We start from the raw sequence: 24665 nt of genomic DNA, 5'->3' as shown, positions 1-24665 counted from the left end.
AAGATGGGGAATCCTCAGTTTGGAACAGGAGATAAGTTAAGATAAATAGCTTATATTCCAAAAGGTACTTTGCTAAAAATACACAAAATTGGGTTTGTTTTATTATGTCAAGAAGAAGTCGGAATTTGACCTCAAGCTTCTTATAGCGGTAGTTTAACGGAATCTAATTAAATAAATAGATTTTTAAATAGCGAAATATCTTCAGTTAATTAAAGCCAATCCATAAGACCATTTTTTCGAATTTATTTTAAAAGAAAAGTAGTTGTCCTGAAAAATCACTCTTTGGCAGAGGTCTGCAATAATGGCAGAATTACATGCTGTTCTGCCTGTATCTTTAAAATATTCGGAGGTCTTGTGAGCATAATGTGTTTTCAAAAATGATCGTGATGTGGTAAAATTAGAAACATTCAGGATGATATTCCGCAGTTACAGGAACTTATCGTTTGTGCATTTTCTATTAACAGAATTCAACAAGGTGCGTTGTTAACATAATTTAACAGTACAAGAGTTTGTATTGGGAATATTTAAGATTTAAATTGTTAAACTTTGAGTATTTTCTATACGATCGGCGTAAAATTTATTCGATATAAGTTCATAATTGTGTGAAAACACTTGAAAATATTGGGTGTTAACGATTATTTTTGACTTTTTCTCTCTTTAAAAGGACTACTACAATACGATGACTAAAAATGACAATTTTCTGACTCAGATTTCTCCAATCCACCCACCTGTTGAAACTTCCCGAATAATTGCCGTGGGAGCAAGTGCAGGAGGATTGGAAGCTTTACAGGATTTTTTCAGCAATCTTTCTGAAAAAGATAATAATACTTATGTAGTTATTCAGCACCTTTCACCGGATTACAAGAGCATGATGGGTGAGATTTTATCAAAAACAGCTAGTCTTCCCATTGAACAAATAAGTGATAGAATGGATATTCTGCCGGGAAGAATTTATTTGATTCCGCCGGTAAATAATCTTGTAATTGAAGATGAAAAGCTTCACCTCCTGGAAAAACCCAAGGACCAGAAGTTAAACTTACCAATTGATATTTTCTTAAGTTCCCTAGCCGAGTTTAAAAAAGAGACTGCGATTGCCGTGATTTTAAGTGGCACGGGTAGTGACGGCACTAGAGGAATTAGAGCAATTAAGGAGAAGAACGGAATGGTGATGGTTCAGAATCCCGATGAAGCTAAATTCAACGGAATGCCGCAGAGTGCTATTAACACAGGTTTAGTAGATTACGTTCTGCCGGTTAAATCTATGGGGGCAGAATTAGCTAATTTTGTTAATGCTCCAACAGTCAATTTTACTGATGACGATTTTGAGTATAACGGAAATACGCTTTCTAAGGTTCTAGACCTTATTAATAAGGAAACACAGCTGGATTTTAGTGAATATAAATATTCTACTCTGGCCAGAAGAATAGCGAGACGTATTAATGTTTGCAGGTGCAGTTCTTTGGAAGAGTACTATGACATATTAAAATCTAATCCCGAGGAGGTAGATTTCTTATACAGAGAATTCCTTATTGGCGTTACAAAATTCTTTAGAGATGCCAAGGTATGGGAAATAATGGAAGACGAAATTATTCCAGGTATTTTGAGCAAAAAGAAAGACGGGGATGTTCTAAAAATATGGGATGTAGCTTGTAGTACAGGAGAGGAAGCATATACTCTGGGGATGCTTTTAAGTGAGGAACTTGAAAGGCAGAATAAAAATGTTGAAATAAAAATTTTTGCTACAGATATTGCAGAGAAGCATCTCGAAATAGGGAGTAGAGGTGTTTATCCCGAAAGTATTATTGCAGATATAGCACCTAATCTGGTGCAGAAGTACCTGGTAAGCAGGACGCAGGGGTATCAGGTTGTGGAGAGAATTCGTAGGATGGTAATTTTCTCAAAACACAATGTGATAAAAAATCCGCCTTTCAGCAGAATGGATCTTGTGTTGTGCCGAAATCTTCTTATTTATTTTCAGCCATCTATTCAGGAAAAAGCCTTAAATGTTTTACACTACGGACTGAAAGAAGATGGTTATCTGGTTTTGGGCACAAGTGAGAGTATAGAGAGCCATCGTGAGTACTTTGAAGACGTCAGCCGTAAATGGAAGGTTTATCGTAATATTAAACCGCGTACCAGGATTCAGGTCGAAACCCTTCGCTCCTCGACAGCCAAAGCATACAATAAAGCAAAACTTAAGAAAAATCGAAGACACAGTACTTCGTCAGGTAACAGTGCGAAAAATAAATACATAAACGAGCTTAATCAAGCCATTCTGGAACAGTTTGGTGGAGCAAGTGTTTTTATAGATTCTGAATACAATATTCTCCAGGGAATAGGAGAATTTAGAAAGTATGCCAATCTTCCGGTCAGTGGTTTTTCTATTAACCTTTTGGATATGATTGGTACAGATCTTAAACATATCCTTCTTTCTACAATTAGAGAGGCAAGAGAATCGAATGCTAAAGCAATTTATCGCGATGCTATATATAAACACCATGAGGAAACAAAATCCCTTGATTTAATCGTAAAACCTTTTGTACAGGAACAATTGGATGATGAGGTAAATTTTGTACTTACTTTTATTGAAAAGGATGTTGATCATTCAAAAATAAAGGAGGTAGAAAAGGTAACCGTTAGCAATAGAACAGAAAGACAAATTGCGGAGCTGGAAGATGAGCTGAAAAAAACAAAAGATGACCTGCAGCATTCTTTAGAGGAAATCGAAAGGAGCAATGAAGAATTACAGTCAGCTAATGAAGAGTTGCTGGCCTCTAACGAGGAGTTGCAAAGTACAAATGAAGAGTTACAGAGTGTTAATGAAGAGATAAATACTGTAAATGCGGAAAACGTTCAGAAAATGGATGATTTGGCAGCGTTAAATGCAGACATGAATAACCTTCTGGAGAGCACCCAGATAGGCACTATATTTCTCGACGACGAGTTAAGAATAAGAAAATTCACGCCTTCAATTAAAGAACATTTCAGCTTTCTTAATTCCGATGTAGGCAGACCTATAGAGCATTTTGTCGGTAGTATTGGTAAAGCAAATCTTATTGAACGTTGCAAGAGGGTACTTAAAAGCGGGAAAACGCTGGAGAAGCAAATCCTTTCAAAAGAAGGGAAACCTTATTTAAGAAGAATTTCACCATACCGCAATACTGAAGGAAGAATCAGCGGGGTTGTTATTACTTTTATAGATATTGAAATGCTGGAAAAATCCCGCGGAAAATTAATTGCGAGTGAGAAAAGATTTAAGGCATTTTATGAAGAGGATCCTGTAATGCATTTCAGTATAGATCCAAATACCGCTGAGGTTGTACAATGTAACACAGAAGCAATAGAGAGAATGGGTTATTCCTCTAAATCTGAAGTAATCGGGAAACAATTCTTTGAGTTTTATGATAATGAGTATCAGGTGGAGGCATTAAGATTAAATAAAATTTTTAGAAGGGAAGGAGAGTTAAAAAATATTGAGCAGGAAATGGTTACTAAATCCGGCAATGTTATTCCTGTCATTATGAATGCTACTTTAGAAGTAGACGGAGATGGTAATGGCATTACCCACAGATTCACGTGTGTAGATATTTCTGATTTAAAACGCGCCCAGGAAGAGCTTAAAGAACAAAAGGCAGATCTGGTAAGAGCAAACAGGGATCTGGAACAATTTGTTTCTATTTGTTCCCACGATTTGCAGGAACCTCTTTCCACAATCAAATTTGGTAGTGATATCTTAGGAAAAATCTATGCTTCAAAACTTGATGATAAGGGCAGGGAATATCTTTCTTATATTGATGAAGCTTCGAATAGGTTGGCTAACCAGATTAAGGCACTGTTAGATCACTCCAGGATAGGTAGAAATACCAAGAAGACGCTGGTAAATACCAAGGAAGTAGTTGAGGTTGTAAAGTATGATTTAGGAAAGAGAATACGCGATACACGAGCGAAAGTTCATGTGGGTTCTTTACCTAAAATAAAAGCTTATGAGGTGGAATTACGGCTGCTTTTTCAGAATTTATTAAGTAATGCTTTAAAATATAAAGCAAAGGATCGTGATCCCGAAATAAGAATTTCCGCATACCAGGAGGGAGAATTCTGGGTCTTTTCTGTAATGGATAACGGTATTGGTATTTCTGAAGAAGACCAGAAAGGAATTTTTACCATTTTTAATCGAGTCCCTACTGAGGAAATATACGAAGGTACGGGAGTAGGACTGGCTCATGTAGAAAAAATAGTTCTGTTACATGAAGGTACACTTTGGCTCGATTCACAACCTGGAGTAGGAAGTACATTCTACTTCAAAATTAAAAGAAAATAATTTATGGCTGTAGGCACAGATGTCTCAGGGAAAGTGAACCTTACCAATTGTGATCGCGAACCTATTCATAGCATTCCTAAGTCCCAGGCACATGGTGTGATATTGATATGTAACAAAATAAATTTTAAAGTTATTCAATGCAGCGCCAACGTTCAGGATATCCTGAATGTTGAGCTTCATAATATTCTTTCACAACCACTTTCTGTAGTATTGCCTTCAGAAATAGTGGAGAAGTTGAAGAAAAATATCTCGGAAGAAAATGTGCTCCTTCCAGAGGAAATATCTTTATATGGTCACCGGTTTTTTATGATTCCGCATCTTTCCGGAGATCATCTTGTGCTGGATATCGAACCATACGGCGATTCTATAGATCCGGTTTTATTTCAGGATCAGCTCACCAAAATTCTTAATGAAATTGATAAGACCAATTCTATAGAAGAGATGTGTGAGCAAGCTGTTTCGCTTGTTAAGTATTTATTCGGCTATGATCGTGTAATGATGTATCAATTCGATGAAGACTGGAATGGAGAAGTAGTGGCAGAGGTCCGTGAGCAGGAACTGGAAAGCTGGCTGGGACTACATTACCCGGCTACAGATATTCCAAAACCGGCTCGGGAAATATTTCTTAAGCAGGGCGTGCGGATTATTGCTGATGTTAATTATAAAGCTTCTGAAATTCAGCCGGCGATCTCACCACTTACTAATAAACCACTGGATATTTCCAAATCTGAGTTGCGTGGGGTATCTCCTATTCATATCGAGTACCTAAAAAACATGAAAGTAGGCGCTTCCCTTACTGCTGCAATCATTTTAAATGGTAAGCTTTGGGGGCTTTTGGCTTGCCATCATTATAGCCCAAAATTTGTCAATTATCATCAACGACAATCCTGTAAATTCCTTACCCAGGTATTTTCTAATAAACTGGCACTCAAAACCTCTAATACTTTTCTAAGGAACATTACAAAATCTGAAGAAATTAGAAAAGAATTGGTTTCATATATGACTGCAAATTCTGATTTTATAGAAGCAATAACAGCTAATACTTCCCGCTTCACAGATATTGTTGATTGTGAAGGTGGTGCTATTTACTCTAACGGAAAATTATGTCTTGTAGGTAAAACTCCCGGCGAACATGAGATCTTTTCTCTCATTTTTGATTTTTTGAGTGGTAAGAAAGAAAGACTTTTTCAAACTAAAAACCTGTCGAGACATTACGCGCCTGCTAAAGAATTTGTAGAACGAGCTTCGGGTTTATTAAGCGTGCGAATTGGAGAGGAAAGGGAAGAATTTTTATTGTGGTTTAGACCTCAGACTTCCAGTACAGTAAATTGGGGCGGTAATCCTGAAAAAAAAGGTGTCTTTAAAGATGGAATAGAATACTTAAGTCCCAGAAAATCTTTTGAGCGGTGGACAGAGAAAGTATCAGGAGTGGCCGGGAAATGGGAAAAATATGATATAGAGGCAGCAATAGCCTTACAGGACAGCATTACCCATGTTCTCGTAAAAAAACAAAAGGAAACCATTGAAGAGCTCAATAAAAATCTTTCTGAAGCAAATCAGGAGCTTAAAACCTTTAGTTATAGTGTTTCCCATGATTTGCGAGGACCTTTGCGGGGAATAGAAGGTTTTGCAAGTATTCTTTCAGAAGATTACGCATTAAAATTAGATGACTTTGGTAAAAATGCTTTAGATACAATCCTGAAGTCTGTGGAAAGAATGGATGTGCTAATAGAAGACATCCTTTCGTATTCCAAAGTGGGGCAGATGCAGATGGCGAAGCGAAAATTTTCATTAAAGGAGATGGTGGAGGAAATTAAACTTGAAAAAAAATCGGAAAATCGGTTTCCTCATGCAGAAATAAGTGTGGGTCGAAATTTGCCAATTATCGATGCAGACAAAAGGATGATTTCGCAATTAATAAATAACTTAATCGATAATGCTTTAAAATATTCTTCAGAAAAGGAAAAGCCGCTTATAGAAATCGATTCAATGGCGGGAGATTTAGAAACGGTATATTTTGTTAAGGACAATGGCATTGGTTTTGATCCCTCACAAGCTGATAAAGTCTTTGAAGTCTTTTCCCGGCTTGCCGGAGATAAATATACAGGTTCTGGAGTGGGTCTTGCCATTGCAAAAAGAGTGGTCGAGAAGCATAAAGGAAGAATTTGGGTGGAAAGCAAACCAGGAGGGGGTACTACTTTTTTCTTCACTATAACAGAGGAATAACGGCTCCTGGCATTTTTTTAATTAATTTTAGCGGAATTTCTGACAATGATAAAAACAGCTTTACGAATATTACTGGTTGAAGATTTAAAGACTGATGCTGACCTTATTAGTTATCACATTGGCAAAATTGTGGAGAACCCCGAAATTAAAGTTACAGACAACCTTGAGGAGGTGAGTGTGCTTCTTCAAAATTTTGCACCAGATGTGATTCTATCAGATTATAATCTGCCTGCCTGTACCGGATTGGATGTGCTTAGGCTGGTTAAGGATTTTGATGCAGATATGCCGTTCATTTTTGTAACGGGAACCATTGATGATGACGAGCTGGCTGCGAATACCATACTTACGGGAGCTTCGGGTTTTGTTCTCAAAAAAAACATGCGGGTTATTGGCGAAAAATTAAAGCCGCTGCTTAAACAGGTAGTCTTTAATATGATCGAGAAGGTGGAATTAAGGGAAAAAATAAGGCAGAATAAAATTGCCGTAAATCAAATATATCGTTACCTGGACCATTTTGAAGCCGATAGTGAAGAACAACGAGACTACTTAGCAAAAATAAGAAAGAATATTGACCAAATTAAATTAGAACGAGATGCTAAGTGAGTTACGAGATTCTACTGCTGAATTACACAGGGAAATAGAAGAGGAAAATGCTGCCGGTAAAATAATGGACCACAGTATTTCTATAACGCAATATAAAAATCTGCTTTTTCAGAATTATGTTGCCTATGCTATTTCAGAAAAGGAAATTTCTGCGCAACTTGTGAATTACGAACCAAGTAAATATAAGGAACTGGAAAAAGACCTGGATCAGCTAAACGTTCCTGCTGAAATTCCCTTATTTTCCGGAAGCGATTTTTTTTGTAATTCTGAAGCGGAAGCATTTGGAGCGGCTTATGTTGTCGAAGGTTCGGCTATGGGAGGAATGCTCATCTCCCGGAACTTAAAACACTGCAAAAAATTGTCGTCTATAGAAAACCACCATTTTTTCAATGGAAAACGTGATAGTTTAAAATCCTGGAATAAATTTAAGAAACTTATTGAATCCAAAACTTTTACTGAAGAAGAAAAGACCTCGGCTATAAACAAAGCAAAAGAAACTTTTGAATTTTTCGGTCAGGTTTTTAGGCAGCAGTTTCTGAACTCATAAAGAACTATTGCAAATGAGACACAGAAAATATTTTTCTGTGTCTCATTCTCCAGTTTTTTATATTCCTGTATAGTTTTGTGGTGTTATTACGCGCATTTCTTTCTTGATATCTTCAGAAACATCCAACGTTTCAATAAAATCGGCTATACTCTTTTTGTTTATTCTTTCGTTGGTGCGTGTGAGTCCTTTTAATGCTTCATAAGGATTTTTAAAGCCTTCCCTCCTTAAGATGGTCTGGAGCGCTTCTGCAACTACAGCCCAGTTATTTTCGAGATCAGCATTTAATTTTTCTTCGTTTAGCAGTAACTTATTCAGTCCTTTTAACGTGGACTTGAAAGCTATTAAGGTGTGGCCAATGGGCACACCGACGTTCCTTAGGACCGTACTGTCTGTCAAGTCGCGCTGCAATCTGCTCACAGGTAACTTTGAAGACAAGTGTTCAAATATTGCATTGGCTATTCCCAGGTTTCCTTCGCTGTTTTCAAAATCAATTGGATTTACTTTATGCGGCATTGCTGAAGATCCAATTTCCCCTTTCTTGATTTTCTGTTTAAAATAGTCCATGGAGACATAAGTCCAGATATCGCGATCCAAATCCAGAAGAATTGTGTTTATGCGTTTTAAAGCATCAAATAGCGCCGCCATATGGTCGTAGTGCTCTATTTGAGTAGTTGGGAAAGAATGGTGAAGTCCCAGCTTATTTTTGACAAAATCAGATCCAAATTCTTTCCAGTCAATTTCTGGATACGCCACTTGATGTGCATTATAATTTCCTGTAGCACCACCAAATTTTGCGGCATGTGGAACAGAATTTAACATATCCAGTTGTGCTTCCAATCTGGTAATGTATACTTCAATTTCCTTACCCAAACGGGTAGGGGAGGCGGGTTGTCCATGTGTACGGGCTAACAGTGGAATGGCAGACCAATCTTGAGCCAATTGAGTTAGCTTCTGTTGAACTTCATTGACACAGGGTATATAAACGACAGCAATAGCATCTTTTATACTTAGCGGAATTGCCGTATTATTTATGTCCTGAGAAGTGAGGCCAAAGTGTATAAATTCTTTAGAATCTTCAAGCCCCAGTTTATTAAACTCTTCTTTTAAAAAATATTCTACGGCCTTTACGTCGTGATTAGTAACTTTTTCTATATCCTTAATGGCGAGGGCATCTTCAGTAGTAAAGGATTTATATATAGATCTCAATTTGGGAAATACAGAAGTTTCTACAGCTTTTAATTGCGGAAGTGGTAGCTCACATAAAGCTATGAAATATTCAACTTCAACTTTTACCCTATATTTTATGAGGGCTTCTTCGCTAAAATAAGCAGAAAGTTCCTGGGTTTTCGAGTGATATCTACCGTCTATAGGGGAAATTGCAGTAAGCGCTGTCATTATAGTAGTTTAAAAATTAAAGGAGTAAAGATAAGGCTTCCTCTAATTTTTTTTAGTTCATCTTATGCTATTTTTTCAGGTTTTCATCTTTTCTTTTTAGTGAGTTCATCTACTAAGCGTGGGACACCAACTGAAGCTTTTTCAGGAATTATATTTAGGTTTTCAGAACTTGATATGTTAGGCTTAGGATCTATAAAATAGACTGGTATATCTTCCGGAGCAAAATCAATGAGACCTGCAGCGGGATAGACTTGCATAGAAGTCCCGATTATCAACAGGATATGTGCTTCAGAACAGATTTGAGAAGCTTTTAGAAACATGGGTACAGCTTCCCCAAACCAGACAACGTGCGGTCTTAGCTGGTGATGATGTTCACAAAAGTCTCCTACAGAGAGATCTTTTTTCCAGTCCATTACAAGATCTTCATCAAAAGTACTTCTTACCTTCAGTAATTCACCATGCAAGTGGGTTACGTTCTTACTTCCTGCACGTTCGTGCAAATCATCAATATTTTGTGTGATTATTTTCACATTAAAGACGTCCTGAAGTTCAGCCAGAGCATAATGGGCAGCATTGGGCTCTACTTGCAGGAGTTGTTTTCTGCGTTTGTTGTAGAAATCCAGTACCAGTTCCATGTTATTGTGCCATCCGGCAGGAGAGGCTACTTCCATGACATCATGCCCTTCCCAAAGTCCGTCAGCATCACGAAAGGTTTTAATTCCGCTTTCTGCGCTAATTCCTGCACCGGTTAGAACAACAATATTTTTCATTGGATAATTATTCTAAATTTGGTTGATCATTATTAAATAGCAAAAGATAGTCAAATATTTTTTCCCACCAGTAGGTTTAGTACTCTTGGCTTAAAGACAGGACTAGATTTTGCAGGTTTCATTCACAATCCTGCTCCCCCGATCAAAGACTATAAAAAATGCCAGTTTTAACGTAAAGAATTATTATTACCCGGAGAGCAATTATTTAAATGTATTTTTTAATTTTATGTCCCATGGCTCAAGAACTACTAAATCACCTGTTAAACTTCCTTACTCCAAGAAGAAGAATGCTATTTGCTAAAGTGCTTTCAGAGAGAACCAATTACTTTACGGTTGCCACCCAGGATGTTTCTCAACTTCATAATACCAGTGCTGTTTTAAGAAGTTGTGATGTTTTTGGAGTACAAAATATTCATGTTATTGAAGAAAGGAACCCGAGAAGAATCGATAAGGAAATTGCTATGGGTGCACAGAAATGGGTAGATGTGAATAGGTATAACTCAACAGATAGCTGCATCGCTCAGTTGCGGAAAAAGGGATACAGAATTGTTGCGACCAGTCCTCATGAAGATGCAGATTTACTTCAGGATTTTGATATTTCGTCACCTGCCGCTCTGTTCTTTGGTACAGAGAAAAATGGGTTATCAAGTGAATTTATTAGAAGTGCAGATGCCACAGTGAAGATACCGATGTACGGATTTACAGAAAGTTTAAATATTTCCGTTTCTGCGGCCGTTATTTTACAATCCGTCATTTCCCGATTAAAAACAAGTTCTTACAGTTGGCAGCTAACTGAGGAGGAGAAATTTGATTTACATTTGGCATGGGCTGAAAAAAGCCTGAAGAATTCAGACAAATTAAAAGAAGATTTCCTGAGATCATAAATTTATTAGTAACTTTTCAAACTTATTAAAGTTTTCGATGACCTTATTTTTTTATATAATAATTGCCATCATAACTTTTTTTGCCTTCCTGCACGCATGGGCAAAAAAGGAATATGATTTAAGTCGAACGATTGTTATCAACAGGTCCCGGGAAGAAGTCTTCGGTGTCGTACGTCAATTGCGTAAGCAGCCTCAATGGATGCCTTGGTTTAATAGAGATACTGAAGCTTGTCTGAAATATAAGGGAATAGATGGTAAGCCTGAAGCTTCCTTCTATTGGAAAGGTAACAGCAAAGTTGGTGAGGGGATTCAAAGAATTGTAAAAGTACGTCAGGGCAAGGTGATAGAGACAAAAATACTTTTTATAAAGCCTTTTAAGCTTAATGCACTCACGTATATTGGTGTAAAAGAATTAGAGCCGGAAAAAACTAAAATGGTTTGGGGAGTAAGAGGGTATATACCCTTTCCATTAACAATAATCAGCCTATTTTACGGTGTGGACCGGCTACTTTCAAAAAATATTGAGGAAGGTTTAAAGAATCTTAAGGAGATTCTTGAGAGACATTAAATCTACCTTTGGAGAACTTTAAACTCTTCGTAACACCCACTTATTGCATCAAGTATTTGCAGGTCATTGGCTGTTTTCATAAAATCTTTTGAATAGTTGCATCTTAGCAGGATTTCATTTATTTCTGATTTTTCTACCTGAAGAATTGCGGTAAGGGTTTCACGGTCGTATTTATTCTGAAGAAGCTTTCTTATTTCATCTTCTTCCTTCATCTGTCTTAGTTTCCGCATCTGCTTGGGACGTTTCCCGAATATATTATGAAGCACATCAGCAGGATTAAAAATGGACCCGAGAACCCGGGTGACAGCATTGGGAGAATTATCTCCCCCTTCGTATCCTGTATTTAGACCAGAAATACTGTACCTGTAATTCTCGTAAATAGGAATGTTTTTGGCATCAATCTCTAAGTACCCGGTAAGCGTAACCGGACTAAGAACTACTTCTTCCAAAGCTATTCCCAGTTCGGTCATTTTTACTTTTACATTGCCAAACTTAAGCCAGTCATTCGTGACTCTCACTTTTATTGATCTAAATCCCAGATAGGAAAAGTATAAAGTATCATTAACAGTAGCCTGCAGTTCAAACTCACCTTCCTCGTTGGTTATAGTTCCTTTTACCTGATTAAGGTTTACGATATGAACCCTTTCTATAGGCCTGTCGTCGGCAGCATTCATAACCACACCACTAACCATATCCTGTGCAAAACCACAGTAGCCTAAGAATAATAGAATTAAGACTAGAAAGTTCTTTTTCATCACGATTGGGGCCTAAAATATGAAATACCTATAAAAAATAATGCCAGATTTCTTTTTATCTGAAATTATTTCTTAGAACGTCTTCTTTTTATAGAACTTTCAATATTCTTGTTTCGGCTACCTGCTTTCTTTCCTCTGCTTCTTCCTTTAGAATCATCATCTCCACCAGATCTTCTGCGAGATCCTCCATCTGAATTGGATTTAAAAGACCGCTTCTTTTTGTCTGAAAAATTCCTTTTTCCACCACCGCCACCTCCGCGGTTTCCTTTGCCGGAATCTTTAGTTACTTCAACATTTACATGTCTGCCGTCGTGTTTAAATTCATTGAATGTCTCCAGTACCTTATCTGTATGTGCAGCATCGGTGTTGAAGAATGAAAAACTCTCTTTAACATCTACCTTGTAAACATCATCTCTTCCAAGATCTAAAGTAGCTTTAAGGAAATCCTTAAGACTCATCCAATCAAAATCGTCTTTAGAACCTACATTAATAAAATAACGTGTGGAGTTAGTATCTGAAGAAGCTACTCCTCCTGAGTTCTTAGAGCTAAGATCGGGAGCATTTTTATAGTAGTTAAAGAATCTTGTAAACTCAACAGAAAAAACCTTTTTAATTAATTCTTCTTTAGAGAAATCCTGAAGAACCTCTGTAATGCTTGGTAAATAAGGATCAATTTCGTGGTTTATTTTTGTGTCTTTTATATCATTCGCAAGATGGAATAGCTGAACGCGGCAAATTTCCATCCCGTCAGGAATATCTTTTTGCTCAAAAGACTGGCCAATGATCCGTTCAATACTTTTTATCTTTCTAAGTTCGCTTTTGGAAATAATAACCATAGAAACACCGCTCTTTCCGGCTCTACCGGTTCTACCACTCCTGTGCGTGTAAGTTTCAATTTCGTCTGGTAACTGATAATTAATTACGTGTGTGATATCATCAACATCAATTCCCCTCGCGGCAACATCTGTAGCTACAAGCATCTGGATTTGTCTGCTTCTAAAACTTTTCATTACCAGGTCTCTCTGGTTCTGGCTCAAATCGCCATGTAGAGCGGCAGCACTATATCCATCTTCAATTAATCTTTCAGCTACTTTTTGGGTATCTCTCTTGGTACGGCAAAAAATAACTGAAAATATATCTGGATTGGCATCGGCAAGACGCTTTAAAGCAGCATATCTATCGCGGGAATTTACCAGATAATATTCATGAGAAACGTTAGTAGCTCCCATATTTTTTGTTCCAACCGTAATTTCTACAGGGGAACGCATAAACTTTTTGGCTATCGTAGCGACTTCTTTAGGCATTGTCGCCGAAAATAGCCAGGTATTTTTTTCTTTTGGGGTATGGGATAAAATTGCAGTAATATCTTCAAAAAAGCCCATATTGAGCATTTCATCGGCCTCGTCAAGAACGCAATATTCTATCCTGGAAATGTCAACAAGTTTTCTGTTGATCATATCCTGCATTCTTCCTGGTGTAGCTACAATAATCTGTGCTCCACGTTCGATCTGTCGTGCCTGGTCTGTAATACTGGCACCACCATAGATAGCGACAGCATTTATAGACTTCTCGTATTTGGAATAATTTTTAATCTCATTTGTGATCTGTAGGCATAGTTCACGTGTAGGCGAAAGTATTAGTGCCTGTGTATGCCTTGCATCTGCATTGATCTTTTGAATTAGCGGAAAACCAAAGGCCGCTGTTTTTCCCGTTCCTGTTTGAGCCAGGGCGACCATGTCAGTATCGTCCTGCAGTAAAATTGGTATAGCTTTTTCTTGTACTTCACTTGGGCTTTCAAAGCCCATATCTTCAACAGCTTTTAAAATAGAGGAATTTAAACCTAATTGTTCGAATTTATTCATGTATCTTTTTAAAATAAGTTGCAAAGGTACGTAATAGTTTGCAGCTTTGAGCATTATATCTTTTTGCTTATTCCTTTAAAAAAGAAATTAACTTGCCAAATGCTTTGCCACGATGACTTATTGCGGCTTTTTTGTTCATTTCCATTTCAGCAAAGCTAAGTTCCTCGCCTTCAGGCTTAAAAACAGGATCATAACCAAAGCCATTGGTACCTCGTTGCTCCTTTAATATACTTCCTGCGCAGATTCCGGTAAAGAGTTCTTCGTTATTATTCAGGCTAAGAGCAATAACAGTTTTAAATTGCGCTCTTCTGTTTTGCTTGTCCTTTAAGTTAGCTAGTAATTTCTGAATATTTGCTTCATCGTCTTTTTCTTCGCCGGCATAACGGGCAGAATATACGCCCGGTTCTCCCGAAAGAGCTTCCACTTCTAAGCCCGTGTCATCTGCAAAACAATCGTAGCCGTAATTCTTTTTTACATATTGTGCCTTTAACAAAGCATTACCTTCTATGGTATCGGCAGTTTCAGGAATATCTTCTAAGCAATCGATATCATCAAGGGAAAGAAGCGTGATACTGTCAGGGAGTAATGCGTTTATTTCTTTTAATTTATTCCGGTTATGAGTGGCAAAAACTAGTTTCATATATTATTTGTGGTGATAAGGTTCATTTCTAAGAATAGTAAAAGCCCGATAGACCTGTTCGGTAAAAAAGAGCCGTACCATTTGGTGTGAAAACGTCATTTTAGATAATGATATTTTCGAATTTGCTCTTTGGTAAACTGCTTCAGAAAAACCGTAAGGGCCGCCTATTACAAAAATGAGCTGTTTTAAGCCACTGTTCAGGCGCTTTTGAATATATTCTGAAAAAGCTTCTGAAGAAAATTGTTTTCCGTTTTCGTCCAATAGTACGAGAAAATCGGAGTTTTGAACTTTGGAAAGAATTTGTTCTCCTTCCTTTACTTTCTGCTGATTCTCATCCAGATTCTTGACTTTTTTAAGATCTGGTATAATCTCCATTTCAAATTTGTTATAAAACTGAAGGCGCTTAAAGTAAACTTCAATTAACTGCTGAAGCTGCTTGTTATCGGTCTTTCCTATGCAAAGTAATTTTATAGTCATTCTGTAGATTTAGCGCAGACTTTGCTACATTTACAAAAATAAGTATTGAAAATGATCTCAGCCGCACAATTTGAAAAAGAAATTGAACTAATAATTTCCAATGCAGTTCGGGAAGATGTGGGAGATGGCGATCACAGTTCCCTTGCATGTATTCCTGAGAGTGCAAAAGGAAAAGCAAAATTACTGGTAAAGGATGAGGGTGTCATCGCTGGTGTAGATTTTGCCCGCCGGGTATTTAAAGCCGTGGATCCAGATCTTATTATGGATGTGCAGATTAAGGATGGAGAAAGAGTAAAAAGGCGCGATATAGTTTTTTATGTTGAAGGTAGTTCCCGGTCTATTTTAAAGGCAGAGCGTCTGGTCCTAAATGGTATGCAGCGCATGAGCGCTATTGCATCGAAAACTGCAGAATTTGCTGATAGACTTAGAGGAAGCAACACCCAAATTCTGGATACCCGAAAAACGACACCAGGGATTAGGGCACTGGAAAAATGGGCAGTAAAAATTGGAGGTGGCGAGAATCATCGTTTTGCGCTTTATGATATGATCATGCTTAAAGATAATCATATCGATTTTGCTGGGGGAATCACAAAAGCAATTGATAAAACTAAAAAATACCTAAAAGAAAAGAATCTGGACCTCAAGATTATTGTAGAAGCCCGGAATTTGGATGAGATAAAAGAAATTTTGAGGTCTGAAGGGGTTTACAGAATTTTAATTGATAATTTTAATTATGAGGATACCAGAAAAGCAATTGGACTGATTGACGGCAAGTGTCTCACAGAATCCAGTGGTGGAATTACTCTGGAAACCGCAGCTAAATATGCTGATTGTGGTGTGGATTATATCTCTAGTGGATCTTTGACACATTCAGTTCATAATATGGACCTTAGCTTAAAAGCTATTTAAAAAGATGGCTTTAAAAAAAGCGTTTAAATCTAAACTGGAAGACCTTTCCAATTGGGGGGAGAGTAAAACCAGGAATGTAAAAATTCCGGGTTCCGAAGGTTTAACGCTTTATGATTTATGGATTCTCTATTCCGGAGGAATAGTTAAAGGAACCTTTTCTACCCGGGCAAGTGCGATTGCTTTTAGTTTTTTTATGGCCCTTTTTCCTTTTCTTCTTTTTATTTTAAACCTCGTTCCATATATCAATTTTATTGACGATTTTCAATTGCAGTTTCTCACATTTATGCTCGATTTACTGCCTCCAAATACAGTAGAGTATTTCGATAAAATCCTGTATGATATTGCCGATAATCAGAGAGGGGGTTTGTTATCGCTTTCCTTTATTCTTTCGATTTTTTTGATGACCAACGGAATAAATGCGATTTTCACAGGATTTGAATTCTCATATCATACAGAAAGAAATAGATCTATAGTAAGACAGTATCTCGTCGCGATAGGGGTATCTTTTATCATGGCATTGTTGTTGTTTATAACCATCATACTCACTGTTTACCTTACTTATGCTGTTGATGATCTTTATGACCTGGGTCTTGTGGAACGTAATGGAGAAGGAGCAGGTTTTGTAAAGTATACAGCTTTTGTACTCTTAATATACGTAGCCGTGGCAACCCTTTATTACTTTGGAACTAAAGAGGCTCGCCAGGCAAGATTTTTTTCTATAGGAGCTATCTTTACTACAGTCCTTATCATGATTACCACCTATTTATTTGGGTTGTACATAGAAAATTTCTCATCATATAATGAGCTTTATGGTTCAATTGGGGCGCTTTTAATATTAATGGTATATATCTGGTTGAATTCTAACGTATTGTTATTAGGATTCGAATTAAATGCATCATTAATAAAAATGAAAAGGAAAAATTGAATAACTTTCGAATTAATAAAACCTAAATCATGAAAAAATTTATAACTCTTACGCTTGTTTTATGCAGTATAAATCTGGCATTCGCCCAAACGACTGTTGGAGATGCTACTTTGCCTAACACACTAACTGTTGAAGATCAAAACCTTATTCTCAATGGAGCAGGGATAAGAGAAAAATTCTGGATAGATCTTTATGCTGCCGGCTTGTACCTGAAGTCAAAATCTTCTGATGCCAGTAAAATCATGGCGGCAAACGAACCTATGGCTATTAAATTGCACATCGTATCTAAAATGGTGAGCAGTGAGAAAATGATTAATGCAATTGAAGAAGGGTTTGAAAAATCAACCAATGGAAATACAGATCCCATTGCATCTGAAATAGAAAAAGTAATTGGATTTTTAAAGGAAGAAATAAAAAAAGATGATGTTTTTGATATTATTCATACCCCTGGCAAAGGTGTTGTGTTAGTTAAAAATGGACAAAAAAAAGGGGTAATAGAGGGAATGGATTTTAAAAAAGCTCTGTTCGGAATTTGGTTGGCAGATCAACCGGCAGATGATGATCTAAAAGAATCTATGCTGGGGAAATAATAAATTTAATTACATCAGTGAAATGACAACCAAGTTTTATTTATCAGTTTTTTTTGTTCTGGGACTATATTGGTTTACCTCACTTCAGGCTCAGACGGTTTTTGGTAAATGGGAGAACCGGAACGAAGACGGCAAAGTAAATTCTGTTATTGAAGTTTACGAACAGGATGATGAGGTTTTTGGAAGGATTGAAAGAATAATGAAAGAGGAGGACAGGGATAGAAAATGTACTGCATGTGAAGGTGCGTTGCATAACCGTCCTCTGGAAGGTTTGGTAATAATGCGTGGCCTGGAACGAGCAGATGATGGTTACGAAGATGGGGTAGTCATAGATCCCAAATCCGGAAAAGAATATAGATGCAAAATCTGGCTCGATCCCGAGAATCCTGACAAATTATATGTTCGGGGGTACATAGCCTTCTTCTATAAAACAAAAGTTTGGGATAGACTGGAATAGAGCTGTGAAACGAATTTTAAAAGACCATTTCTTTGACAGGAATGGTTTTTTAATTTTACGATCAGGAGATCAAACAAGAAAAAAATAATATCTATGCCGTTTTTTATAGATGTCATATTACCACTCCCACTGGATAAACGCTTTACGTATTTAGTTGATAAATATGAAGCTGAATACCTTATGAGGGGGATGAGAGTTACTGTTCCTTTTGGTAAATCTAAGGTCTACACAGGAATAGTAGCCGATATTCATCAAAACCCTCCAGGAGTTTACGAGGCCAAACCTATACATCAGATTCTCGACAAGCAAGCTATAATTACAGAACATCAGCTCAAACTCTGGAAATGGATCTCTGCTTATTATATGTGTGCAGAAGGAGACGTTTTGCGTGCTGCAGTACCGGGAGCTTTTTTGCTGGAAAGCGAAAGTATAGTAAAATTAATAACTAATCTCGATTCTGACGACTTAGAGCTGGATGATGAAGAATATCTTATAATAGAAGCACTGCACAGGCAGTCTTCATTGAAAGTACAGGAAATCACCCAGCTACTGGATAGAAAAAATGCGCTGCCGGTGATAAACAGGCTTGTGGAAAAAGGAATAGTAGCACTGAATCAGGAAGTATATGAGCAGTACAAGCCAAAAAAGGTAAGATTTGTGCGAATGGCTGAAGCTCATTCCGGAGAGGCAGCAATGCACAAATTACTGGATGAGCTGGAGAGGGCTCCAAAACAAAGGGAGATTGTTCTGAATTTCTTCAGTTTAAAGGCGCAGAGTGTAAAACCTGTTAAGGCGAAACATTTACTTCAGAAAAGCAATTCTTCAGCAGCTATTCTTAAGAGTTTACTGGATAAAGGATTTCTAGAAGAATACTTTTTGGAAACCGATAGGAACACTTATTCCGGAGATGCACCAAATTCAGATCTTGTGTTCAATGAATACCAGGAGAAAGCATTTCGTGATATAAAGGAGAATTTTCAGAAAGATGAGGTTTGCCTTCTTCATGGCATTACCTCTTCAGGAAAAACGGAAATTTATATTCGGTTAATTCAGGAAACATTAAAAGAAGGAAAGCAGGCTTTGTATCTGCTGCCGGAAATTGCCCTTACCACTCAGCTTATCCAAAGGCTGCAGAGCTATTTTGGAGAACAGGTACTCGTTTTCCATAGTAAATACTCCATGAATGAACGTGTTGAAGTATACCGGCATGTTCTGGCGAATGATAAAAAGGGTCAAATAGTAATAGGGGCACGATCTGCAATTTTTCTTCCTTTTTCAGATTTAGGGCTTGTTGTGGTGGACGAAGAACATGAAGGAACATTTAAGCAGTTTGATCCTGCTCCAAGGTATCATGCCCGTGACGTGGCCGTAGTTTTGGCAAATTTCTTTAAGGCTAATATAATTTTGGGATCTGCAACTCCTTCTTTAGAATCTTATTTTAATGCACAGCATCATAAATATGGTCTTGTAGAACTTAACCGTCGCTATGGTGATGTGCTTCTTCCGGAAATTGAAATTGTAGATATAAAGACGAAACACAAAAAGAAATTAATGACAGGTCATTTTTCTGACCGGCTGCTGGAGGAAATAAGAGTTGCATTAAAAGAAGAAGAGCAGGTGATTCTTTTCCAAAACAGGCGCGGATTCTCTCCCATCCTGGAGTGTAATACCTGTGGACATTCCCCGCAATGCCCAAATTGCGATGTTAGCCTTACTTACCATAGTCACAATAACCAGCTTAGATGTCATTATTGCGGTTATCATATTGCGATGCAACAAAAATGTATGGCTTGTGATAGCAATGATATTTCGACAAAGGGATTTGGAACTGAGCAAATAGAAACAGAATTAAAATCTCTTTTTCCTAATCATGCAATTGGCAGAATGGACCAGGATACTACTCGTGGGAAATACGGATATGAAAAAATTATCAACTCTTTTGAACAACAGGAAATCGATATTCTGGTGGGAACACAAATGCTTACGAAAGGTTTGGACTTCAGGCACGTAAGCCTTGTAGGAATTATGAATGCAGATAACTTGTTAAATTTCCCCGACTTCCGTGCGCATGAACGCAGCTTTCAGCTTATGCTGCAGGTAGCAGGAAGAGCGGGAAGAACAAAGAAAAGAGGAAAAGTACTAATTCAGAGCTATAATCCATATCACCAGATAATTCAGCAGGTTTCGGCCAATAATTATTCCGGGATGTATAAAGATCAATTGGAAGAGCGCTATAATTATCAATATCCGCCGTTTTTCAGGCTTATAAGATTTACACTAAAAAGCCGGGATTATTCCAGGACAAATGATGCCGGCGACTGGCTGGCTAAATCATTGAGTAATGTCTTCGATCCATATGTGTTGGGACCTGAATTTCCTCCGGTAGCCAGAATTCGAAATGAGTATTATAAAAATATTTTACTTAAAATTCCGCAGCAGCAGTCTTTGGGGAAGACAAAAACGGTTGTGCATAAAATTATGAACAGTTTTAAAGCTATTGGGGCTTTTAAAAGTGTAAAAGTGGTAATTAATGTTGATCCCGTTTAAAAACTATCTGAAGCCGTTATGGATTTATTGGTAAAGGAGAGGAGATATGTTGAGGTAAATAAAAATCAGAACCTGTAGGGAGGTCCTGTTATTTATTTTATTGAATAGCACTTAGAGCCTCTACAAGGTTATTTTTCTTGTGCCTGCTAAGAGGTAATTTCTGCTTATCAATTTCAATATTTTTGCTATTGTACCTTTCTATTTTTTCAAGGTTAACAATATAGGACTTATGGATACGCAAAAAACGATCGCTGGGTAACTGCTTCTCAAAAGACTTCATGGTGGCCAGAACAACGAAATTATCTTTTTCAGTTATAAATTTCACATAATCTCCCAGAGCCTGTATATACTTAAGACTGTTAAGGTAAACTTTCCGGTTTTTGAGATTACTTTTTACAAAGATAAAATCTTCATCTTCCGGTGTTACGTTCTGGTGTTTAAGCTTAAAAAGATTAATAGCTTTACTTACCGCGTTATTAAAGCGCTCCTTATTAACCGGTTTGTGTATATAGTCCACCGCATCATAATCAAAGGCTTTAAAGGCATACTTTGTTTTTCCTGTAACAAAGATGATTTGTGGTTTGTTAGGGAGGTCGTCCAGAAGTTCGAATCCCGAAAGGATTGGCATTTCAATATCCAAAAAAATAAGGTCGGTTTCGTTATCCAGCAGTCCATTCTTAGTCTCGATGGCATTATTATATTCGGCCACCAGCTTTAGGTGAGGATGATCCTTAATGAGTTTGACAATGGATAAACGCTGCAAACTCGAATCATCTACGACTGCACATTTGAGTAGTATTTCTTCCACGCTGTAATTAGGATAGGTTAGGTATTAACAATATTAATCATTAAATTCGTCAAATACAAAGACAAAGTTAATTTTCATCGTTAAAAAATGAGTTTTTATCCTTTTTAATAAGGTTTTGTAAATATAAATATTAGTTCTATTTTTGCAGCCAATTTAATTAAAACAAATATTTATGAATCGTTATGAAACTGTTTTCATCTTGAATCCCGTTTTATCTGATGATCAGATAAAGGAAACAGTTAAGAAATATGAAGAATTTCTTGTTTCTAAAGGTGCCAAGATGATAGCCAAAGAAGATTGGGGGCTAAAAAAATTAGCTTATGCAATCCAACACAAAAAAAGTGGTTTTTACCACCTGTTTGATTTTGAAGCTCCGGGAGAGGCTATTGAGCCGTTGGAGTTGGCATTTAGAAGAGACGAGCGTATGATGCGTTATTTAACTGTAAGGTTGGATAAGCATGCTGCAGCTTGGGCAGACAAAAGAAGATCACGAATCCAGGAAAAAGCGTAAGTATGGCTACATCTATTGAACAACAAGCGAAAGGAAAAAAAGACGGAGAGATAAGATATCTTACTCCTCTTAATATAGAGACTACCAAAGCAAAGAAATATTGTAGGTTTAAAAGGTCTGGTATTAAATATATCGACTATAAAGATCCTGATTTTCTTATGGGCTTGGTAAACGATCAGGGAAAATTATTACCTCGTCGATTGACAGGTACTTCTCTAAAATACCAGAGAAAAGTGGCTGTTGCGGTAAAGCGCGCCCGTCACTTAGCGTTAATGCCATATGTTGGTGATTTATTAAAATAAAAAGAGGCAATTATGGAATTGATACTTAAGAAAGACGTAGATAAATTAGGTTTTAAAGATGACGTTGTAAACGTAAAAAACGGTTACGGCAGAAATTTTTTAATTCCTCAGGGTTATGCTGAACTTGCAACTCCGTCAACCAGAAAGGTATTGGCTGAGACTCTTAAGCAAAGAGCTTACAAGGAACAGAAGAATATAGATGAAGCTAAAGCTCAGGCTGAAAAACTTAACAATATCGAGATAAAGCTTACTGCAAAATCAGGAGCTGGAGACAAATTGTTTGGTTCTATTACAGATGCAGATTTAGCTGAGGCTCTTTCTAAAGAAGGAGTAAGCATTGATAGAAAATACATTAACATTGCAGGTGGAAACATCAAGCGTTTGGGACAGTACGAAGCAACGTTGCGTTTTCACCGTGAAGTTATTTCAAACTTTACCTTCGATGTGGTAGGTGAATCTTAATTCATCTTACTTATAATTTTAAGCCTGCTCATTTTTGGGTAGGCTTTTCTTTTTTCAGAAAATGTTATTATGAAGTATAACAGACTTACAAAAGAGCAATTTGAAGAAATGCACCAGGAGTTTATTAATTTCCTGGCTACGCAATCTATTACTGCGGAAGAGTGGAAAGATATAACAGTAAATAAACCTGAAGTAGCCGAAAAAGAACTTGATCTTTTTAGTGATCTTATCTGGGAAGGAGTTTTAAATAAAGTAGAATATCTTGAACATTTTTCTCCCAACCAGATGTTCATGTTTCATATTACTGCCGCTACAATTAACCTCATTGCGGTTAAAGTCGACAGTCAGGAAATAGATATAACTTCCAAGACCGGTTACAATTGGTTGCGCAGTAACCTCATGGACGATTCTGTAACTATTTATACTTCAACAAAAGCTATGAGCGACGACCGGAATAAAGATATTTTCGCCCTTATTCGGCAGGGAGCAAATATTACTAAAGGTGATTTGTACCGGTATTTTGAAGAGGTGGTGCAGGAGTAAAAAAAAGTTTGAAAGTTTAAGGTTAAAAGTTTAAAAGTAAAGAGCTGAAATTTTTGGCTTCTAAATTGCTTTCATATTTTCCTACAAACTACAAACTACAAACTACAAACTACAAACTACAAACTACAAACTACAAACTCCAAACTACAAACTCCAAACTCCGAACTCCAAACTACAGCCTACTCCCGCTACTCATATCTCAACGATTCAATAGGATCCTGTTTTGCAGCTTTTATAGCAGGGAAACTTCCGGCAAGGATCGCCACTACAATAGTAATTGCTGTTGCCCAGATGATCGCTACCCACGGAGTCGTAAAGTCAAATTCTGCAAATGTTGCCACTCCGTAGCCAATTAGAATTCCGAGTAAAATTCCAAGAATTCCACCCAGCTGACCAATTAAAAGAGTTTCGATAAAAAACTGACCTGCAATTGTGCCTTTTTTAGCTCCAAGAGCTTTCCTTACCCCAATTTCGCGGGTTCTTTCGGTAACAGAAACCAACATAATGTTCATAAGTGCAATTGAAGATCCGAAGATCGTGATTATAGATATTCCCCAGGCCGCATAATTCAGATATTCTGTAATAGAAAGAATTCGGTTTATAAGGTCATCACTGCGCTGGATTCCGAAATTATTATCCTCCACAGGATTCAGTTTTCTTATATTTCTGAAGGTGATAATTGCTTCACTCTGCGCACCTTCCAGATATTCCTTATTATTAACTTTTACACTCACATTATAGTTAATATGTGGCTGTGTAAAAAGTGAGCGTGCCTGCTGTATTGGAATAATTACCCGTAAATCCTGATTATTCCCGAAAGTAGAACCTTTGGATTCTAAAATGCCTATGACCCGGAATTTTGCTCCCCGAACACTGATAATTTTATCTACCGGATTTTGGCCATTAAACAAACCTTCTTTAAAGTCGGCACCCAATATGGCAACATTATTATTGTTCTGAAGATCAAATACGTTGAAATCCCGCCCTTCTTCAACTTTAAGTCCGGAGTTGTCGAGAAAATTTTCGTTTGCACCTATCACAGCCACTTCAGGATCTGTTTTTTCATTGGCATGTTTTATTTCCGCAGCATTGGTTCCGGTAAAAGAAACTGCGGTCTGGGAAAAAGGATAGGCAAAATTTTCTTCGAACTTTTTTACTTCCTGGTAAGTAATCACAGGATTCACCTTTTGCCTTTCACCACCGCCGCTTCTCTGAAAAGTAAGATCGTAACGCTGAATATTAAAGGTATTAGCCCCCATAGATGCGAAATTGTTCCCTATGGTGTTCTCTAAAGCTGCAACAGCACTTAAAATTCCTACCAAGGCAGTAATTCCAATAGCAATAATAAGTACCGTCAGGATGGTTCTCAGGGCTTGACTCCTAATAGAGGTTATGGCGATGCGTATATTTTCTTTTAATAGTGAAAACATGTAAAATTATTTCGAACTTAAAGGTTAGACTATGAAAATTGGGTAATGTTACTTAAAATTTAAAATTTGTTCAGGTTCGTACAAAAATTAAGATATTTGCACTCCTGTTAGGCTGATGCATCAGTCTAAGATAACC

At 37.2% G+C, this 24665-nt stretch carries 23 protein-coding genes; 15 read left to right on the top strand and 8 right to left on the bottom strand.

The window, feature by feature from the left end; genetic code table 11:
- Nucleotides 1-679 precede the first annotated feature (679 nt).
- Genes RM545_RS12800 through RM545_RS12785 form a run of 4 tightly spaced genes read left to right on the top strand, consistent with a single transcriptional unit; the run spans nucleotide 680 to nucleotide 7694 of the window.
- Complete coding sequence (locus RM545_RS12800) at nucleotides 680-4318, top strand: CheR family methyltransferase (protein ID WP_311495672.1); 3639 nt, start codon at nucleotides 680-682, stop codon at nucleotides 4316-4318.
- Between the two features lie 3 nt (nucleotides 4319-4321).
- A complete protein-coding gene (locus RM545_RS12795) occupies nucleotides 4322-6544 on the top strand; it encodes an ATP-binding protein (RefSeq protein WP_311495671.1) in 2223 nt (740 codons plus the stop codon).
- 45 nt (nucleotides 6545-6589) lie between these two features.
- The gene (locus RM545_RS12790; RefSeq protein ID WP_311495670.1) at nucleotides 6590-7147 is read left to right on the top strand and encodes a response regulator; all 558 of its coding nucleotides are present in this window, start codon (nucleotides 6590-6592) and stop codon (nucleotides 7145-7147) included.
- Nucleotides 7137-7694 (top strand): biliverdin-producing heme oxygenase, encoded by a 558-nt coding sequence (locus RM545_RS12785; RefSeq protein ID WP_311495669.1) that lies wholly within the window; start codon nucleotides 7137-7139, stop codon nucleotides 7692-7694. The genes RM545_RS12790 and RM545_RS12785 overlap by 11 nt, the downstream gene beginning before the upstream one ends.
- Nucleotides 7695-7751: 57 nt before the next feature.
- Here the strand turns inward: RM545_RS12785 and purB are convergent, their stop codons facing one another.
- A complete protein-coding gene (gene purB / locus RM545_RS12780; protein WP_311495668.1) occupies nucleotides 7752-9089 on the bottom strand; it encodes an adenylosuccinate lyase in 1338 nt (445 codons plus the stop codon).
- Between the two features lie 83 nt (nucleotides 9090-9172).
- Nucleotides 9173-9859 (bottom strand): SIR2 family NAD-dependent protein deacylase, encoded by a 687-nt coding sequence (locus RM545_RS12775; RefSeq protein ID WP_311495667.1) that lies wholly within the window; start codon nucleotides 9857-9859, stop codon nucleotides 9173-9175.
- A 233-nt stretch (nucleotides 9860-10092) separates the two neighbouring features.
- Here RM545_RS12775 and RM545_RS12770 point away from each other — a divergent pair, with 233 nt between their 5' ends.
- Nucleotides 10093-10743 (top strand): TrmH family RNA methyltransferase, encoded by a 651-nt coding sequence (locus RM545_RS12770; RefSeq protein WP_311495666.1) that lies wholly within the window; start codon nucleotides 10093-10095, stop codon nucleotides 10741-10743.
- Between the two features lie 37 nt (nucleotides 10744-10780).
- On the top strand, nucleotides 10781-11311 hold the full coding sequence (locus tag RM545_RS12765; protein WP_311495665.1) for an SRPBCC family protein: 531 nt from the start codon (nucleotides 10781-10783) through the stop codon (nucleotides 11309-11311).
- 2 nt (nucleotides 11312-11313) lie between these two features.
- Here the strand turns inward: RM545_RS12765 and RM545_RS12760 are convergent, their stop codons facing one another.
- From RM545_RS12760 to rlmH, 4 genes are all read right to left on the bottom strand, one after another.
- Nucleotides 11314-12066 carry a carboxypeptidase-like regulatory domain-containing protein gene (locus RM545_RS12760; RefSeq protein WP_311495664.1) on the bottom strand — a complete coding sequence of 251 codons (753 nt, stop codon included), beginning with the start codon at nucleotides 12064-12066 and terminating at the stop codon, nucleotides 11314-11316.
- Nucleotides 12067-12131: 65 nt separating this feature from the next.
- Nucleotides 12132-13928, bottom strand: coding sequence for a DEAD/DEAH box helicase (locus tag RM545_RS12755; protein ID WP_311495663.1), 1797 nt, complete (start codon nucleotides 13926-13928; stop codon nucleotides 12132-12134).
- Nucleotides 13929-13995: 67 nt separating this feature from the next.
- Nucleotides 13996-14568: a non-canonical purine NTP diphosphatase gene (locus RM545_RS12750; protein ID WP_311495662.1), complete on the bottom strand. Its 573-nt coding sequence runs from the start codon at nucleotides 14566-14568 to the stop codon at nucleotides 13996-13998.
- A gap of 3 nt (nucleotides 14569-14571) precedes the next feature.
- A complete protein-coding gene (gene rlmH / locus RM545_RS12745) occupies nucleotides 14572-15045 on the bottom strand; it encodes a 23S rRNA (pseudouridine(1915)-N(3))-methyltransferase RlmH (RefSeq protein ID WP_311495661.1) in 474 nt (157 codons plus the stop codon).
- Between the two features lie 51 nt (nucleotides 15046-15096).
- On the opposite strand from rlmH, the gene nadC reads away from it, so the two are divergent.
- The 5 genes from nadC to priA all read left to right on the top strand — a co-directional run bounded on the left by nadC (nucleotide 15097) and on the right by priA (nucleotide 20473).
- Nucleotides 15097-15954: a carboxylating nicotinate-nucleotide diphosphorylase gene (nadC, locus tag RM545_RS12740; protein ID WP_311495701.1), complete on the top strand. Its 858-nt coding sequence runs from the start codon at nucleotides 15097-15099 to the stop codon at nucleotides 15952-15954.
- Nucleotides 15955-15958: 4 nt separating this feature from the next.
- On the top strand, nucleotides 15959-16879 hold the full coding sequence (locus RM545_RS12735) for a YihY/virulence factor BrkB family protein (RefSeq protein WP_311495660.1): 921 nt from the start codon (nucleotides 15959-15961) through the stop codon (nucleotides 16877-16879).
- Nucleotides 16880-16908: 29 nt separating this feature from the next.
- Entirely contained in the window at nucleotides 16909-17469 is a 561-nt protein-coding gene (locus RM545_RS12730) for a chalcone isomerase family protein (protein ID WP_311495659.1), read from the top strand.
- Between the two features lie 22 nt (nucleotides 17470-17491).
- Nucleotides 17492-17926 (top strand): DUF2147 domain-containing protein, encoded by a 435-nt coding sequence (locus RM545_RS12725; protein ID WP_311495658.1) that lies wholly within the window; start codon nucleotides 17492-17494, stop codon nucleotides 17924-17926.
- Between the two features lie 93 nt (nucleotides 17927-18019).
- Nucleotides 18020-20473, top strand: coding sequence for a replication restart helicase PriA (priA, locus tag RM545_RS12720; RefSeq protein WP_311495657.1), 2454 nt, complete (start codon nucleotides 18020-18022; stop codon nucleotides 20471-20473).
- A gap of 97 nt (nucleotides 20474-20570) precedes the next feature.
- Here the strand turns inward: priA and RM545_RS12715 are convergent, their stop codons facing one another.
- On the bottom strand, nucleotides 20571-21281 hold the full coding sequence (locus RM545_RS12715; protein WP_311495656.1) for a LytR/AlgR family response regulator transcription factor: 711 nt from the start codon (nucleotides 21279-21281) through the stop codon (nucleotides 20571-20573).
- Between the two features lie 172 nt (nucleotides 21282-21453).
- On the opposite strand from RM545_RS12715, the gene rpsF reads away from it, so the two are divergent.
- From rpsF to RM545_RS12695, 4 genes are all read left to right on the top strand, one after another.
- A complete protein-coding gene (gene rpsF, locus RM545_RS12710) occupies nucleotides 21454-21792 on the top strand; it encodes a 30S ribosomal protein S6 (RefSeq protein ID WP_311484367.1) in 339 nt (112 codons plus the stop codon).
- A gap of 2 nt (nucleotides 21793-21794) precedes the next feature.
- Nucleotides 21795-22094: a 30S ribosomal protein S18 gene (gene rpsR, locus RM545_RS12705; protein ID WP_311484368.1), complete on the top strand. Its 300-nt coding sequence runs from the start codon at nucleotides 21795-21797 to the stop codon at nucleotides 22092-22094.
- A 12-nt stretch (nucleotides 22095-22106) separates the two neighbouring features.
- Nucleotides 22107-22556, top strand: coding sequence for a 50S ribosomal protein L9 (gene rplI, locus RM545_RS12700; RefSeq protein WP_311495655.1), 450 nt, complete (start codon nucleotides 22107-22109; stop codon nucleotides 22554-22556).
- Between the two features lie 69 nt (nucleotides 22557-22625).
- On the top strand, nucleotides 22626-23099 hold the full coding sequence (locus RM545_RS12695) for a DUF6495 family protein (protein WP_311495654.1): 474 nt from the start codon (nucleotides 22626-22628) through the stop codon (nucleotides 23097-23099).
- 188 nt (nucleotides 23100-23287) lie between these two features.
- Here the strand turns inward: RM545_RS12695 and RM545_RS12690 are convergent, their stop codons facing one another.
- Complete coding sequence (locus tag RM545_RS12690) at nucleotides 23288-24529, bottom strand: ABC transporter permease (RefSeq protein ID WP_311495653.1); 1242 nt, start codon at nucleotides 24527-24529, stop codon at nucleotides 23288-23290.
- Between the last annotated feature and the right edge of the window lie 136 nt (nucleotides 24530-24665).

It is taken from the genome of Autumnicola lenta (genome assembly GCF_031846515.1).
GTDB classification, from domain to species: Bacteria; Bacteroidota; Bacteroidia; order Flavobacteriales; family Flavobacteriaceae; genus Autumnicola; species Autumnicola lenta.
This window is presented reverse-complemented; position numbering and strand designations above follow the sequence as displayed.

Excerpts from the sequence above, each read along its gene's own strand:
- RM545_RS12765 (WP_311495665.1), top strand. The coding sequence starts at position 10,781 with ATGACCTTATTTTTTTATATAATAATTGCCATCATAACTTTTTTTGCC.
- purB (WP_311495668.1), bottom strand. The coding sequence starts at position 9,089 with ATGACAGCGCTTACTGCAATTTCCCCTATAGACGGTAGATATCACTCG.
- RM545_RS12775 (WP_311495667.1), bottom strand. The coding sequence starts at position 9,859 with ATGAAAAATATTGTTGTTCTAACCGGTGCAGGAATTAGCGCAGAAAGC.
- RM545_RS12770 (WP_311495666.1), top strand. The coding sequence starts at position 10,093 with ATGGCTCAAGAACTACTAAATCACCTGTTAAACTTCCTTACTCCAAGA.
- rlmH (WP_311495661.1), bottom strand. The coding sequence starts at position 15,045 with ATGACTATAAAATTACTTTGCATAGGAAAGACCGATAACAAGCAGCTT.
- RM545_RS12725 (WP_311495658.1), top strand. The coding sequence starts at position 17,492 with ATGACAACCAAGTTTTATTTATCAGTTTTTTTTGTTCTGGGACTATAT.
- priA (WP_311495657.1), top strand. The coding sequence starts at position 18,020 with ATGCCGTTTTTTATAGATGTCATATTACCACTCCCACTGGATAAACGC.
- RM545_RS12750 (WP_311495662.1), bottom strand. The coding sequence starts at position 14,568 with ATGAAACTAGTTTTTGCCACTCATAACCGGAATAAATTAAAAGAAATA.
- RM545_RS12785 (WP_311495669.1), top strand. The coding sequence starts at position 7,137 with ATGCTAAGTGAGTTACGAGATTCTACTGCTGAATTACACAGGGAAATA.
- RM545_RS12795 (WP_311495671.1), top strand. The coding sequence starts at position 4,322 with ATGGCTGTAGGCACAGATGTCTCAGGGAAAGTGAACCTTACCAATTGT.
- RM545_RS12695 (WP_311495654.1), top strand. The coding sequence starts at position 22,626 with ATGAAGTATAACAGACTTACAAAAGAGCAATTTGAAGAAATGCACCAG.
- rpsR (WP_311484368.1), top strand. The coding sequence starts at position 21,795 with ATGGCTACATCTATTGAACAACAAGCGAAAGGAAAAAAAGACGGAGAG.
- RM545_RS12755 (WP_311495663.1), bottom strand. The coding sequence starts at position 13,928 with ATGAATAAATTCGAACAATTAGGTTTAAATTCCTCTATTTTAAAAGCT.
- RM545_RS12790 (WP_311495670.1), top strand. The coding sequence starts at position 6,590 with ATGATAAAAACAGCTTTACGAATATTACTGGTTGAAGATTTAAAGACT.
- rplI (WP_311495655.1), top strand. The coding sequence starts at position 22,107 with ATGGAATTGATACTTAAGAAAGACGTAGATAAATTAGGTTTTAAAGAT.
- RM545_RS12730 (WP_311495659.1), top strand. The coding sequence starts at position 16,909 with ATGAAAAAATTTATAACTCTTACGCTTGTTTTATGCAGTATAAATCTG.
- RM545_RS12690 (WP_311495653.1), bottom strand. The coding sequence starts at position 24,529 with ATGTTTTCACTATTAAAAGAAAATATACGCATCGCCATAACCTCTATT.
- RM545_RS12800 (WP_311495672.1), top strand. The coding sequence starts at position 680 with ATGACTAAAAATGACAATTTTCTGACTCAGATTTCTCCAATCCACCCA.
- RM545_RS12760 (WP_311495664.1), bottom strand. The coding sequence starts at position 12,066 with ATGAAAAAGAACTTTCTAGTCTTAATTCTATTATTCTTAGGCTACTGT.
- RM545_RS12735 (WP_311495660.1), top strand. The coding sequence starts at position 15,959 with ATGGCTTTAAAAAAAGCGTTTAAATCTAAACTGGAAGACCTTTCCAAT.
- rpsF (WP_311484367.1), top strand. The coding sequence starts at position 21,454 with ATGAATCGTTATGAAACTGTTTTCATCTTGAATCCCGTTTTATCTGAT.
- nadC (WP_311495701.1), top strand. The coding sequence starts at position 15,097 with ATGATCTCAGCCGCACAATTTGAAAAAGAAATTGAACTAATAATTTCC.